Origin of the sequence: Dolosicoccus paucivorans, assembly GCF_900100125.1 — a bacterium.
GTDB classification, from domain to species: domain Bacteria; phylum Bacillota; class Bacilli; order Lactobacillales; family Aerococcaceae; genus Dolosicoccus; species Dolosicoccus paucivorans.
In genome coordinates this window covers 1-13,659 of the sequence record NZ_FNEL01000048.1, presented here as the reverse complement: position 1 = coordinate 13,659, position 13,659 = coordinate 1, and the positions used below count along the sequence as shown (strand labels likewise).

13 protein-coding genes are annotated in these 13,659 nt (G+C 38.0%); 10 read left to right on the top strand and 3 right to left on the bottom strand.

Going from position 1 to position 13,659, the window contains the following annotated elements:
- Positions 1-230 (bottom strand): helix-turn-helix domain-containing protein (locus BLR79_RS07020; RefSeq protein WP_143338777.1); only part of this gene is annotated, 230 nt, incomplete at its 3' end.
- A gap of 182 nt (positions 231-412) precedes the next feature.
- Between BLR79_RS07020 and BLR79_RS07015 the strand changes: the two genes are divergently transcribed.
- Positions 413-2,041, top strand: coding sequence for a PTS transporter subunit EIIC (locus tag BLR79_RS07015; protein ID WP_092086301.1), 1,629 nt, complete (start codon positions 413-415; stop codon positions 2,039-2,041).
- An 82-nt stretch (positions 2,042-2,123) separates the two neighbouring features.
- On the opposite strand, the gene uvrC is transcribed toward BLR79_RS07015, so the two are convergent.
- Both uvrC and BLR79_RS07005 read right to left on the bottom strand, forming a co-directional pair.
- Positions 2,124-3,947: an excinuclease ABC subunit UvrC gene (gene uvrC / locus BLR79_RS07010; protein WP_092086298.1), complete on the bottom strand. Its 1,824-nt coding sequence runs from the start codon at positions 3,945-3,947 to the stop codon at positions 2,124-2,126.
- A 288-nt stretch (positions 3,948-4,235) separates the two neighbouring features.
- Positions 4,236-5,210 (bottom strand): DUF3644 domain-containing protein, encoded by a 975-nt coding sequence (locus BLR79_RS07005; protein ID WP_092086295.1) that lies wholly within the window; start codon positions 5,208-5,210, stop codon positions 4,236-4,238.
- A gap of 263 nt (positions 5,211-5,473) precedes the next feature.
- Here BLR79_RS07005 and BLR79_RS07000 point away from each other — a divergent pair, with 263 nt between their 5' ends.
- The 9 genes from BLR79_RS07000 to BLR79_RS08910 form a co-directional block, all read left to right on the top strand.
- Positions 5,474-7,174 carry a M3 family oligoendopeptidase gene (locus BLR79_RS07000; protein ID WP_092086292.1) on the top strand — a complete coding sequence of 567 codons (1,701 nt, stop codon included), beginning with the start codon at positions 5,474-5,476 and terminating at the stop codon, positions 7,172-7,174.
- Positions 7,175-7,280: 106 nt separating this feature from the next.
- Complete coding sequence (locus BLR79_RS06995; protein WP_092086289.1) at positions 7,281-8,483, top strand: DEAD/DEAH box helicase; 1,203 nt, start codon at positions 7,281-7,283, stop codon at positions 8,481-8,483.
- 5 nt (positions 8,484-8,488) lie between these two features.
- Entirely contained in the window at positions 8,489-9,841 is a 1,353-nt protein-coding gene (gorA, locus tag BLR79_RS06990; protein ID WP_407643817.1) for a glutathione-disulfide reductase, read from the top strand.
- Between the two features lie 104 nt (positions 9,842-9,945).
- Positions 9,946-10,182: a GlsB/YeaQ/YmgE family stress response membrane protein gene (locus BLR79_RS06985; RefSeq protein ID WP_092086283.1), complete on the top strand. Its 237-nt coding sequence runs from the start codon at positions 9,946-9,948 to the stop codon at positions 10,180-10,182.
- A gap of 128 nt (positions 10,183-10,310) precedes the next feature.
- Positions 10,311-10,982, top strand: a complete 672-nt coding sequence (locus BLR79_RS06980) for an ABC transporter ATP-binding protein (protein ID WP_092086280.1) — start codon at positions 10,311-10,313, stop codon at positions 10,980-10,982.
- On the top strand, positions 10,975-11,748 hold the full coding sequence (locus tag BLR79_RS06975) for an ABC transporter permease (protein WP_092086277.1): 774 nt from the start codon (positions 10,975-10,977) through the stop codon (positions 11,746-11,748). Before BLR79_RS06980 ends, BLR79_RS06975 begins: the two co-directional genes overlap by 8 nt.
- A 111-nt stretch (positions 11,749-11,859) precedes the next feature.
- Positions 11,860-12,591, top strand: a complete 732-nt coding sequence (locus BLR79_RS06970) for an acyl-ACP thioesterase domain-containing protein (RefSeq protein ID WP_092086274.1) — start codon at positions 11,860-11,862, stop codon at positions 12,589-12,591.
- Between the two features lie 19 nt (positions 12,592-12,610).
- Positions 12,611-13,366: a type I methionyl aminopeptidase gene (map, locus tag BLR79_RS06965; protein ID WP_092086304.1), complete on the top strand. Its 756-nt coding sequence runs from the start codon at positions 12,611-12,613 to the stop codon at positions 13,364-13,366.
- A gap of 127 nt (positions 13,367-13,493) precedes the next feature.
- A partial coding sequence (locus BLR79_RS08910; protein WP_143338805.1) for a helix-turn-helix domain-containing protein occupies positions 13,494-13,659 on the top strand: 166 nt, incomplete at its 3' end.

Sequence of the window (13,659 nt, the reverse complement as noted above, 5' to 3'; positions counted from 1 at the left end):
ATGAGCTCGGGCGTATGTTTAGGACGACGACCTTTGAGAGATTGATGCTCAGAAGCATTATCTTGAGCCAATTGAGCATCGTAACAGGTTGACTTAACACGCTTGAGTTCTCGATAAATCGTCGAACGGTGACGCCCGATGGCTTCAGCAATTTGACTCGCTGTATAGCCTTCATGATAAAGTATTTCTATTTTTGAACGGTCTTCTATGGTAAGATGTTTGTAGCTCATAACAGGTCCTCCGTGTGTGTTTTTGTGGTTACTAACATTTTACACGAACCTGTTATGGGTTTTCTTGTTTGTCGCAATTAATTTTACAATCTATCTTTAATAAAAGTAAGCGATTTATTTGGAGAAAGTTTGTTATAATGAAGGTTACGATGGAAGAAGTCGTTTAAAAGAAAGGAATATATATGGATAATAAATTCTTTAACTTGATGCAACGTTTTGGTAGAACCTTTATGTTACCTATCGCGTTGCTTCCGATTGCTGGATTATTTCTAGGAATCGGTGCGTCCATTACAGGACAAGACTTTGTTAACCGCTATGGATTGCAAAATATTTTAGGTGAAGGGACCGCTCTTCACGGTATTTTAAGTATTTTGACCGACGCGGGAGATGTTATTTTTGGTAACTTACCGCTATTATTTGCGGTAGCTGTGGCTTTAGGGTTTGCGAAAGCGTCTAAAGAAGTAGCTGCTTTATCGGCGGTAGTCGGTTACTTTGTCATGTATCGTACGATCGCAAGTACGCTGATGTACTTTGGCGATATTGAAGCTTTGTCACAAATTAACGGATTAATAACCAACAGCTTAGGTATTGAAAACACTTTAAATATGGGTGTGTTCGGTGGTATTATTATTGGTTTTGTTGTTGCTTGGTTACATAACAAATATTACCGTATCCGTTTCATTGATGCGTTATCATTCTTTGCAGGAACGCACTTTGTGCCAATTATTTCAGCAGTCGCTGGTGTTGTATTAGGAATTATTTTTGCCTTTGTTTGGCCGTTTATCGGATCCGGTATTGCTACATTAGGTGAGTGGATCGGACAAGCTGGTCTGTTAGGTGGATTCTTCTACGGGTATGTTTACCGTATTTTAATTCCGTTTGGATTACACCACGTTTTCTATTTACCGTTTTGGCAAACAGCCCTTGGTGGAGTAGAAACAGTGGCTGGTCAAGTAGTCCAAGGAGCTCAAAACATTGTTTTTGCGCAATTACGTGCTGGTGAAGTGATTAGCCCGATGGCTGCTCGTTACTTCTCGTTTATGTATCCATTTATGATCGGTGGATTCCCAGCAGCTGCTTTAGCGATGTATCATACTGCTCATGAAGATCGTAAAGAAGATGTTCGTGGGTTATTAACTTCTTCTTCATTAACGACGATTTTAACAGGAATTACAGAACCTTTAGAGTTCTCAATTTTATTTGCTTCACCGTTCTTATACTTTGGAGTGCATGGTATTTTAGCTGGTTTAGCAGTGATCGTAGCTCAATTATTAAACGCCGGAGTTGGAGTTACTTTCTCAGGTGGGTTTATTGATTTCCTACTGTATGGTATTTTACCAGGCCAATCGCAAACTCATTGGATGAACTTACTCATTCCAATTGTTGTTTATGCGGCTTTATATTACTTCATCTTCCGTTGGGCGATTGTTAAATTCGATCTTAAAACGCCAGGACGTGAAGCTGGAACTGAAGAATCTCGTCTTCATACAAAAGATGAATACCGTGAAAGTATTGGTATGAACAAAAAAGAAGAAGGTGTTGCTGCAAGTTCAGCAGGGTCAGCTGAAGATGAGCGTTCAAGCAAAATTCTTCAAGGTCTAGGTGGATTAGATAACTTAGATGAATATACTAACTGTGCAACACGCTTACGTGTAACTGTCAATGATCCAGCTAAAGTCGATCAAACGGTTTTACGTGCAACAGGCGCAGCTGGAATTATGCAGCAAGGTAAATCAGTGCAAGTCATTTACGGACCAACTGTAAGTAACATTAAGACAGACTTAGACGACTATATCGAACGTCAACAATAAATTTAACTTTCTTCCATCGAGTCGAGGCTTTGTCCTCGACTTTTTTATATAAAAAATAGCGACCTGTAAAGGCCGCTAAGGGTTAAGAAGTCGTTTCTTTAGTAGGTTGATTTAAATGGGACACAATATTATTGGCCGCTGTGGAAGGAATACCTAACTTTGTTATTTCTTCTACACTCGCTTCTTTAATCCGTTTAAGAGACTTAAAGTGCTTTAACAACTTATTGCGAGTAATTTTACCTACTCCTGGAATGACGTCAAGTTCAGAAGCAAAGGTTGCTTTACTACGTACTTGTCGGTGGTAGCTAATAGCATAGCGGTGAACTTCTTCTTGCACTCGCTGTACAAGATGGAACGCTTTACTTTTACGATCCATATCCACTAACTCTTCTGTATATCCGTCTAGTAAAGCGGCTGTACGGTGACGGTCATCTTTGACCATCCCGGCGACAGGAATTGAAAGGCCGAGTTCGTTTTCTAAGACATCTCTTGCGGCTCGGACTTGAATAATACCTCCGTCCATTAAAATAAGATCGGGAAGAGGTTGCTTTTCCCTTAAAAGACGGGTGTAACGGCGTCGAATGACTTCTTGAGTGTGGCCAAATTCGTCACTGCCTTTAACAGATTGAATTCTAAATTTACGGTAGGATTTTTTGTCTGGCTGACCGTTACGGTAGACCACCATTCCAGATACAGAGTGACTCCCAAAAATGTTGGAGTGGTCGAAAGATTCAATATAATCAGCACTTGGAATATTTAAAAAGTCAGCTAATTCTTGGGTTGCTAGAGTTGTTTTTTCTTCATTTAAAGTCATTAATTGGAATTTTTGCTCTAAAGCAAGGCGACTATTCGTTTCGCAAAGCTCTAACATATTACGCTTTTTACCCCTTAGTGGAGTCGTTACTTCAATTTCTAGTACAGCTTCTAATACTTCATGATCCACATCACTCGGGACAAGAATAGTTTTAGGTAGTAGATGGTTTTGTTCTTTATAAAAGCGAGCAATAAAGGAAGTAATTTCGTCTTCTGGATCTTGGTAAGCTGGGTAAATAGCTGCTTCGCGCTTTAAGATGGATCCTTGACGTAACATAAAGACTTGAATTGACATGTACCCGCGATCTAATGTGTAACCAAAAACATCCATATTATCATAATCTTGACTCATAATGTGTTGACGTTCTACCGTCGTTTGGATGTAGTCGATTTGGTCGCGGTAATCAGCTGCCCGTTCAAAGTCTAATTGTTCTGATGCTTGCATCATTTTTTGTTTTAAATCTTCTTTTATTTCTTCTGTTTCACCGTTAAAGAAGCGCTTAATCCGAGCAATTTGCGCGTCGTATTCTTCTTTAGGCACCACATGATCACATGGTCCGATACATTGTTTTAAATGATAATAAAAACAAGCTCTTGTTTCATTTTTACTGCACCGTCTTAAAGGGTAGGCTTTTTGAAGCAACTGTTGGGTTTGAGTTGCAGCATAGACGTTAGGAAAAGGCCCAAAGTAAGTATCACCGTCTTTTGCTACATGGTTAGTAATAATGAGTTGGGGATCCCGCTCATTGGTAATTTTTAAATAAGGGTACATTGTGCCGTCCTTTAGACGAATATTATAGACGGGTTTATATTTTTGAATTAAGTTAATTTCTAAAATTAACGCTTCTTTGTCGCTATTAGTGACAATAAATTCGAAATCATAAATTTGGGAGACTAGTTTTGTTGTTTTAGAATCATGAGCTCCTCTAAAATAAGAACGCACCCGATTACGTAAATTTTTAGCTTTACCGATATAAATAATTTCGCCCTGTTGGTCCCGCATCATGTAACAACCGGGAAGGGTTGGTAAAGTGGTTAATTTATCTTCAATTTTCGCTTTAATTTCTAAGCGAGATAAGTTAGATTGAACCATGAAAAGACTCCTTTCCTGTAGAATAAGCGAACGATTGTTCTTGCAACTATTCATTATAACGAATTTAAATTGATTTGTCATAAACAAGAAAATGAATATTATTTAGAGAAAAAGTTCTATTTAAAAGTGTTTTATAAAATACTTTTAAGTAAGCAACTATATCCTTGCGCTACATAAGGTTATCTTGTATAGTTAAATTAAAGATAACTCGTGAAGGATGAACGCTGGGTCCCAAAATGGGGTAGGCTATACTAAAATGTATTGCTGAGCATTCCTATGTGCCTGGGGTTATCTTTTTTTATTTCCTTCTTTTAAACTGTCCACAAAATTTACAGGATTCTTTTTGATTTCTTCTATAATAAATTCTATAAATTGCTGTGAATATGTATAACGCAACTCTTTGCCTATTTTATGTTTATAGGTGTATTTAGATTCTAATTTAATATCATAGAATTTTATAAACTCATTAAGGACGTAAGAGTTGAAGCCGTTCTTGTAATCTAATCTTATGTTTCTCCTTGTTAATCTTTCTTGGACGGCTGTGATTACGCTATTAAAGGAGTACTTATGAGTATCTGAGGGATCTTTTATATCTTTGACAATTTCTACAGAGGTGTCAGACCCCCTAGCTATACTGACAACAAAGTCTGCCTCTTTTCTTTTTTTAGTAATGTATAAATTTTGCTTGATATCAATAGAGAATTTAGAAGAGTTATATTCGTCAGATAAAACATCTATTTCATTAAACTGCTTGATCATTTTTTCTGCAATTTGAGGAGAGTACTTCATTTTGATTTGCTCATTACTTAGTGGTTCATAGTGTGCTGATAACGTCAAGAAATTTTGAGGGATATAGGTTGTAATATCGATTTGATGGAATCGATTAATTTCATTTGTAAAGTTAAGTACACATGCCTGAAAAAGTGGAGCATATTTAACTTCATAATCTTCTGTTATATAGTGTGTGCTAATGTTTCTTAAATCAACTATTTTTTCTAAATTCAAACGAATTCTTGTATGTCTATCTGAATAAACTTTCTCAATTGTTTTACTTAGAGAAATTGTTCTATCCGGATTGTTTGAATAATAAATGTTTTCATTCCGATTAATTAACTCTGCTTTTAACATCAATTCCCACGCATTACAAATAAAGAAGCTAAATCCTTCAATTCGATATTTAATAGTTGGTTTGTTATATAACTCTAATCCCATAAGAAATGCTTCAATACTTTTGTCTACTAGTCTTTTTGAAATATCTTCCATTATTTATCTTATTCCTTTTCTACAAATTTAAGTCATTTATTTTATAAATACATTTTTTCCAACATCTATATATTACACTATTAGTGTTGAATAGACTTATTTTTAGTTAAATAAAAAGAAAAGGCAATTTGTGATAGATATTTAGAAGAGTTTGATATGACGCTTAAAAAATAAGATAAGGATTATAAAAAAGATATAACTAGGTAGATACATTGTTTGACTAATTTGTTATAATTTTCAATAACAAGAAGGGAGCATTCGAAATGAAATTTGAAGATTATGTCTATGAACGTCCCGATTTAGAGTTAATGAAACGTGAGTTTGATCAAAGTATTATGCAAATTAAAGAAGCTAAGAACTTTGATGAGGTCATGACAGGGGTTGAAAAGATTCAAAAATTAACCAATGAAATCGACACTCAAAGAACTTTGATCAGTATTCGCCACAGTGTTAATACAAAAGACTGGTTCCATGAACAGGAACAAGATTTTTGGAACGAACAAAGTCCCATCATTAATGACTGGTTAGCGGACTACTATCAAGCCGTCATCGATTCACCTTACCGTAAAGAATTAGAAGAAGTACTACCAAGCACTTTCTTCACTTATGCGGAGAATCAATTGAAGTTAAATGATCCTAAAATTATCCCTTTACTTCAAGAAGAGAACCGTCTTTCAACGGAATACGGTAAATTACGCGCGTCAGCGGAATTAGAGTATCAAGAAAAAAACTATAACTTATTTAGTTTAGGTGCTTTTTTAGAATCCACCGATCGTTCGGTGCGAAAAGAAGTATCTCAGTTAATTTTAGGTTTTTATGAAGAACACCAAGATGAATTTGATGAAATTTACGACAAGTTAGTAAAAGTTCGTCATGAAATGGCGCAAGCCTTAGGTTTTGAAAACTTTGTCCCCATTGGTTATTTACGTCAAGGTCGAGTAGGTTACGGACCAAAAGAAGTGGCCCAGTACCGTCAATATGTTTTAGACCATGTCGTCCCAGTTGCCCAGAAGTTATACAAACGTCAACAAGAACGTTTAAATATTGAACCAATGCAACACTATGATTGGTTCCTCACCTTCCCAACGGGTAACGCAACCCCTATTGGTAGTGCAGAGGATATCTTACAAACTGGTGTTAATATGTACCATGAAATGTCGAAAGAAACTGGCGAGTTTATTGACTTTATGGTAGAAAAGAACTTACTTGATTTAGTAGCCAAACCAGGTAAAGATGGTGGTGGCTACTGTACTTATATTCCAAACTATCAATCGCCATTTATTTTTTCTAACTTTAATGGAACGTCGGGAGACGTGGACGTATTAACACACGAGGTAGGGCACGCATTCCAAGTGTATGAATCTCGTTGGATTAAGACGCCTGAAGCCGTTTGGCCAAGTCATGATGGTGCTGAGATTCATTCGATGAGTATGGAGTTTTTCGCTTGGCCTTGGATGGAACAATTCTTTGGTGACGGCGCTAATAAATATAAATTCGCTCACTTAAGTGATGCGGTGCAATTTTTACCTTACGGAGTATTAGTGGATCACTTCCAACATGAAGTCTACGAAAATCCGGCCTTAACACCAAAAGAGCGTCGTGAATTGTGGCGCCAGTTAGAACGTGAGTATTTACCTCACAAAGAGTATCATGAAAATGAATTTTTACAACAAGGTGGCTTTTGGTTCCAACAACTACACATTTTTACTGCACCATTTTATTACATTGACTACACTTTAGCTCAAGTGGTGGCGTTACAATTTTGGAACCGAGCCATTATTCAAAAAGATCCTAAGGCGTGGGATGACTATTTAGCTCTTTGTCAAAAAGGAGGTACAAAGCCTTTCCTTCAATTAGTGGAAGAAGCAAACCTTTTATCACCTTTTGAAGAGGATACCTTTAAATCAGTTATCGCCCAAGCAGATCAATATTTAAGCAACGTGTCTGAAGACACATTAAAATAAACAATTAGGTTGGCTCAGCCAACCTTTTTTAATGGTTAAAGCAAAATAATTAACCATCCTACCCATTCGTGGTATTGTAAATAAAGACAAGAAAGAAGTGAAGGCAATGACACAACAACTCCTTAAAGCCCTTGAACCTATTTGGAAGCAACAAGGGTATCAAGCAATGACTCCCATTCAAGAAGAACTATATCAACCTATAAAAGAAGGCAAAAATATTGTCGCTACCTCGCCTACAGGAACAGGCAAGACCTTAGCTTATTTATGTCCCCTACTCGAAGAGATTCAACCACAAAAAGGGCTTCAATTATTAATTATTGCCCCAAGCCAAGAATTGGTTAGCCAATTAGGGGATGTAGTTAATTTATGGGCGACGCCATTAAATTTAAAAGGCCAAATTTTACTCGGCGGAGCCAACTTCAAGCGTCAAGTAGATGCATTAAAAGCGAAACCGGAAATCATTATCGCAACCCCGGGACGTTTAAACGAATTAGCTGAAAAATCAAGTAAATTAAAGTTTCATTTAGTCAAAACCATTGTCTTTGATGAGGCAGATTATTTAATGAATCCTGAACATCGTCAAAGTATGGCTAAAATAACTAAACGCTTGATGCGCGATGTGCAAAAGATTTGGATTAGTGCCACGTTAAACGACACACTTCGTCAAATCGCTCAAAAAGAAGGGGAATTAATTCAACCGGAACAAACCCATCACGATTTAGCGATTAAACACCAATATGTTTTAACGCCTAACCGTAAAAAGTCTGACGCTTTAAGACGTCTCGCTCATATTGATGGAATGAAAGGCATGGTCTTTTTTGATCAAGTTCATGAACTGGAAAAGACAGCGGCCAAACTCGTTCACCACGGGATTCCTGTGGCGGCTCTTCATTCGGATTTAAGTAAACAAGAGCGCGAACTGGCCATGCGCTTAATTCATTCAGGTCAAGTGACTTTTTTACTAACGACCGACGTAGCCGCTAGAGGATTAGATATTGGCGATTTGCCGTTTATTATTCACTTTAATAAACCTCGTACGAGTGATAGTTACTTACACCGTTCCGGACGAACAGGGCGAAGCGGCAAAAAAGGTCAAGTCATCTCTTTAGTTAATGAACAAGAATTAAAAGATTTACAAGACTTACTGCAACCCGAAGGAATTGCCTTAGAAGCCCAAGCTCTTTACGAAGGTCAAATTGAAGGAGCAGATCAAGTTCGCCGAAAGAAAAAGAATAAAACAAAACATAAACACCGTAAAAATAAAGGGAAAAAACGCTCTAAAAAACAAAGAAAAAATAAGAAAGGATGAACAAGATGACTCAATATGATTACGATTTAATTGTATTAGGTGGCGGAAGTGGCGGGATTGCAACTGCCAACCGTGCTGCTGAATATGGGGCAAAAGTGGCCGTTATTGAAGAAGATTTACTAGGAGGAACTTGTGTTAACCGCGGATGTGTTCCTAAAAAAGCAACGTGGTATGCTGCACGAGTAGCCGAAGCAATTCACAACTATAGCTCAAGTTACGGCTTTAATGTTGGAGACATTTCTTTTGATTATCAAAAATTTTTAGAATCAAGGGATGGCTACGTCTCACGCTCAAGGGGCAGCTACACGACTCGCTTTGACAAAAATGGCGTTGAAGTCATTGAAGGAAAAGGTTACATTGAAAACCCTCACGAAATTAGCGTAGATGGTAAAACTTACAGCACAAACTATATGATGATCGCCACCGGCGGCCGTCCTCGTCCACTACCTATTCCAGGCGGAGAATTAGCAGATAATTCTGATGATTTCTTTAATTGGGAGACGTTACCTGAGAGTGTCTTAATTATCGGTTCAGGATACATTGCGGTGGAGCTGGGAGGTGCTTTAGCCGCTTTAGGTGTCAAAACAACCTTATCTATTCGCAGTGAGCGAGTTTTACGTAGCTTTGACCATATGTTATCTGATGAATTAATGCCGATGATGGAAAAACAAGGCATTGAATTGTTAACTCACCATCATATCGATGAACTACGCCAAAAAGGCGATCAAATTGAAGTGATCGTTAACGGTGAAGTTGAACGAGTGGTTGACCGAGTCATAGCAGCCATTGGTCGAGATTTAAACACAGAAAACATTGGCTTAGAAAATACAAAAGTACAATTAGACAACAAGGGCTTTATTGATTTAGTAGAGGGTCATCAAACCCATGAAGAAAATATTTATGCGGTAGGAGATGTCGCTCAACCCATTGCGCTAACTCCAGTGGCAATTCGTGCAGGACGTCAAACAGCGGAATATTTATTTAATAACGCTCCAACGTCAGCCATTGACTATACAAACATTCCAACGGTTATTTTCAGCCATCCAGCGATTGGAACCATCGGCTTATCTGAAGAAGAAGCCATCGCAAAATACAGCGAAGATCAAATTAAAGTTTATACGAATTTATTCTTTTCAATGTATGCGTCAGTGGGTGGCGGCCGTGAACGAAATAAATTTAAACTCGTCACTTTAGGCGAAGATGAAAAAGTCATCGGTCTTCACGGTATCGGTGAAGGGGTGGACGAAATGATTCAAGGTTTTGGCGTAGCCATTAAGATGGGCGCTACTAAAGCAGACTTAGATTCCGTCGTCGCGATTCACCCAACAGGATCAGAAGAATTCGTCACCATGCGTTAACGAATCAATCACAAGGGCTTTAACTAGCCAGATATCGGGGTTTTCGATATAATAGAAGTAGTTTAGAAATAAACTAAATTTATTATGAAAAAGAGGTGTACATCATGATTTGGACATTAATTGTTGGAGGTCTTATCGGTTGGGCAGCAGGCGCAATCATGGGTAAAGACATTCCAGGTGGTATTATTGGTAATATTATTGCTGGCTTTTTAGGAAGCTGGATCGGTGGACAATTCTTCCGCTTCGGGCCAGTGGTCGGCGGATTTGCTGTTATTCCGTCCATCATTGGTGCGATCATTTTAATTGCGGTAGTTTCTTTCTTCTTACAAAGAACTCGCTAATAAATGAGAATTCTTTTAAGCACTGCGCTTTAGCGTGGTGCTTTTTTATTTAAGCAAAAACCAGGCACTCCACGATTGGTTTTGTTATAATGGTTCTAAATTGATTCAATGATTAAGGAGGAACGAATGTGGCTGAACCATTATTAAACATTAAAAACTACAGCGTTAAAGCAAAAGATAAAACCCTTGTTCATAATATTAATTTAGCCATCCAAAAAGGAGAGTTTGTAGCGATCACTGGTCCTTCAGGAACTGGTAAAAGTACCCTTTTGAAAGGGATTGTCGAACTTCTTGATACCAATTTAACCACTGAAGGAGATATTTTATATAAAGGAAAATCGGTAACAAAATATGATCCGATTGAACTGCGCCAAGCCATCACCTATACAGTTCAATCCCCTCAACTATTCGGTCGAACAGTTCGCGATAATTTGAAATTCCCTTATGATATTCGCGATCAAGCCTTTAATGAAGACCGGGCCATCCAAACCCTTCAAAATGTGGGGCTAAATAAGAGCTTTTTAGATAAGTCTATTGATACGTTATCCGGAGGAGAAAAGCAACGGGTAGCCTTAATTCGTAACGTTCAATTTACTCCAGATATTTTACTGTTAGATGAAGTGACGAGTGCTTTAGATAAACCCACACGAGAAGCAATGTGGAAATGGCTGGCAGACTATCAATCCGAACACGATACAACGATTTTAATGATCAGTCACTTAGAAGAAGAACAAGCATTGACCGATCGCGTGTTTAATATTCAAGCACTTGACCAATCAAAGGAGGATGACAATGAATAGTTTAACTGTATCCCCAATGACCTTGTCCATTACTTTTCTATTAGTGCTCATTGGTATCTTTATTTCCTATAAAGAAAAGCTTGGCCTTGAAAAAGATATTATTATTACTGTCATTCGCGCTATTATCCAATTAACTGTCGTCGGGTATGTCCTTTCTTATATTTTTGGTTTAAATAAAGGGTGGGCGACTTTAGGGATGATTGCGGTCATAGTCTTTAACGCCGCCTGGAACGATGGTCAACGAGGCAAAGGAATTAACCGCTCCTTTCAATATTCCCTTGTTGCGATCGCTCTAGCAACAACTGTTACTTTATGCGTCTTAGTCTTTTCAGGTTCCATTCAATTTACACCTTCTCAAATGGTGCCGATTACCGGGATGATTGCCGGTAACGCGATGAATGCGATTGGATTGGCTTATCGTAATTTAAATCAACTGTTCACTGATCGCCGTCAGTCAGTCGTTGAAATGCTCGCTTTAGGAGCAAAGCCTAAAACAGCTTCGAGTGATATTTTAAGATTAGCTATTCAAGGGGGCATGCAACCAACCATTGATAGTGTTAAAACAGTCGGGCTAGTTAGTTTACCAGGAATGATGTCAGGATTAATGTTTGCGGGAGTGGACCCGGCTAAAGCCATTCTTTATCAAATTATGGTCTCCTTTATGCTTATTTCGACAACGGGGTTAGCGAGTTTTACAGCGACTTATTTAGCTTACCGCGAATTTTTCAACGATCGTTATCAATTATTAACTAAAGAAGCTCATTAAAGTCAGCCATAAGTAGTTTGAACTACTTATGGTTTTTTAGATGGAGCCAATCGAATCACTTCTTTTGTTTGAATATGTTAAACTAATAGATATTGAAGGGAGCTTTTAAAGATGGAGACATTGACTTTATACCAAGCGGTTTATCCAATTGATGAAGGTTTAAACTGTGATCAATTATTTTCTCGTTTTGTAGGGTGGGGTATTCAAACCTCATCCAAGCACGATCAATATTTAAGGCAACAATTGAACCAGGAGTTTTTAGAGCCGAATCAATCTTGGGTCATTACCCAAAACCAATTGTGTAAAGAAGGCTCCTTTGATGCGACGGCTGAAGTAACGGTTACGACTCGCGTCACACAAGCGAATCGCTTTTTTATTCAACGTTTCTATGAGTATTTTCAACACGATGAACGGATCGCAACGATGACGACGCAATTTGTGGCGATTGATCTTCGAACAAGACGTTTAGTGCGATTAAATGCTATTCAAAAGAGCTTAAAGGACGTCATTGATCCCGAATATAAAAGAACATTGCCTCAACTAAATGCTAAGCCACAAGAGCAGGTAGGGTATCAGTTCGAGCCGGTCATTGAAGATGGCGATATTGATGTCAATAACCACGTCAATAATTTGATTTATTTACGTTGGGCTCTAGACGATGCAAAACAACGCGGTCAAAACTTAGAAGGCATTCAACAAATTGACATTAAATATAGCCAAGAATTGATGGCTGATGATCAAGTAACCATTGACGTCCAAGAAACAGACAACATAACTGAGTATTTTATTTATAAACAAAAAGATCAACCGTTAGCTGCTTATATTCAGCTAACTGGAAATTAAAAAGGAGAGAGATGTAGTGATTGTAACACTTAAATCAGATCGTGAAATTGAATTAATGAAAGAATCAGGAGCTTTACTTGCTTCCATTCATGAAAAGTTAAGAGACTTTATTAAACCTGGCATTACAACGAATGCCATTGACCAATTTGTTCAAAAAGAAATCGAAAAAGCCGGCGGTGTAGCGGCGCAAATTGGCTATGAAGGTTATGAATACGCAACGTGTATTAGTTTAAATGATGAAATTTGTCACGGATTTCCATCCGACTACGTTCTAAAAAGTGGCGATTTAGTTAAAGTAGACTTTTGTATTGATTTAGACGGCGCTATTTCTGATAGTTGCTGGAGCTATGTTGTGGGAGAGCCAACACCAGAAGTAGAAAAATTAATGGAAGTAACTAAAGAAGCGCTATATAAAGGAATTGAACAAGCGACGGTAGGTAACCGCATTGGCGATATTGGACATGCGATTCAAACCTATGCGGAAGGATTAGGCTACGGTGTCGTTCGCGACTTTATTGGTCACGGTATTGGTCCGTCCATTCACGAAGCACCAGGAGTTCCGCACTACGGTATCAAAGGTAAAGGTCAACGTTTAAGAGAAGGAATGACTATTACTATTGAACCGATGATTACTACTGGAGACTGGCAAATGCAAATGGATGACAATGGTTGGACAGCTCGTACTATTGATGGATCTTTATGTGCTCAATATGAACATTCTATTGCGATTACTAAAGACGGTCCAGTCATTATGACAAAGCAAAAAGATGAGTAGTCATTTAGAACCATTCTACTTATGTAAGGGTATCATACATATGTGACACGAAAACATAAAAAAAAGAGGAGCTTCTGGTACACTATATTTAACGAATAAAAAACAATAGTGTGAAAGGAAGCTCCCCATGAAGTCAATTATAACAGAAGAAATGCGATATAGGCAAAAAGTTGTTGAGTATGCGGAAAAATATGATAATAACGCCAAAGCAGCCCGTCGTTATGGCACAAGCCGTCAAAATGTCCAACGTTGGCGCAAGCGTTACGATAAGACGTGGGATAGCTTACGTAACA

Coding starts and splice junctions, on each gene's coding strand:
- gorA (WP_407643817.1), top strand. CDS start 8,489: ATGACTCAATATGATTACGATTTAATTGTATTAGGTGGCGGAAGTGGC.
- BLR79_RS06985 (WP_092086283.1), top strand. CDS start 9,946: ATGATTTGGACATTAATTGTTGGAGGTCTTATCGGTTGGGCAGCAGGC.
- BLR79_RS06995 (WP_092086289.1), top strand. CDS start 7,281: ATGACACAACAACTCCTTAAAGCCCTTGAACCTATTTGGAAGCAACAA.
- BLR79_RS06970 (WP_092086274.1), top strand. CDS start 11,860: ATGGAGACATTGACTTTATACCAAGCGGTTTATCCAATTGATGAAGGT.
- BLR79_RS06975 (WP_092086277.1), top strand. CDS start 10,975: ATGAATAGTTTAACTGTATCCCCAATGACCTTGTCCATTACTTTTCTA.
- BLR79_RS07015 (WP_092086301.1), top strand. CDS start 413: ATGGATAATAAATTCTTTAACTTGATGCAACGTTTTGGTAGAACCTTT.
- BLR79_RS07005 (WP_092086295.1), bottom strand. CDS start 5,210: ATGGAAGATATTTCAAAAAGACTAGTAGACAAAAGTATTGAAGCATTT.
- BLR79_RS07000 (WP_092086292.1), top strand. CDS start 5,474: ATGAAATTTGAAGATTATGTCTATGAACGTCCCGATTTAGAGTTAATG.
- uvrC (WP_092086298.1), bottom strand. CDS start 3,947: ATGGTTCAATCTAACTTATCTCGCTTAGAAATTAAAGCGAAAATTGAA.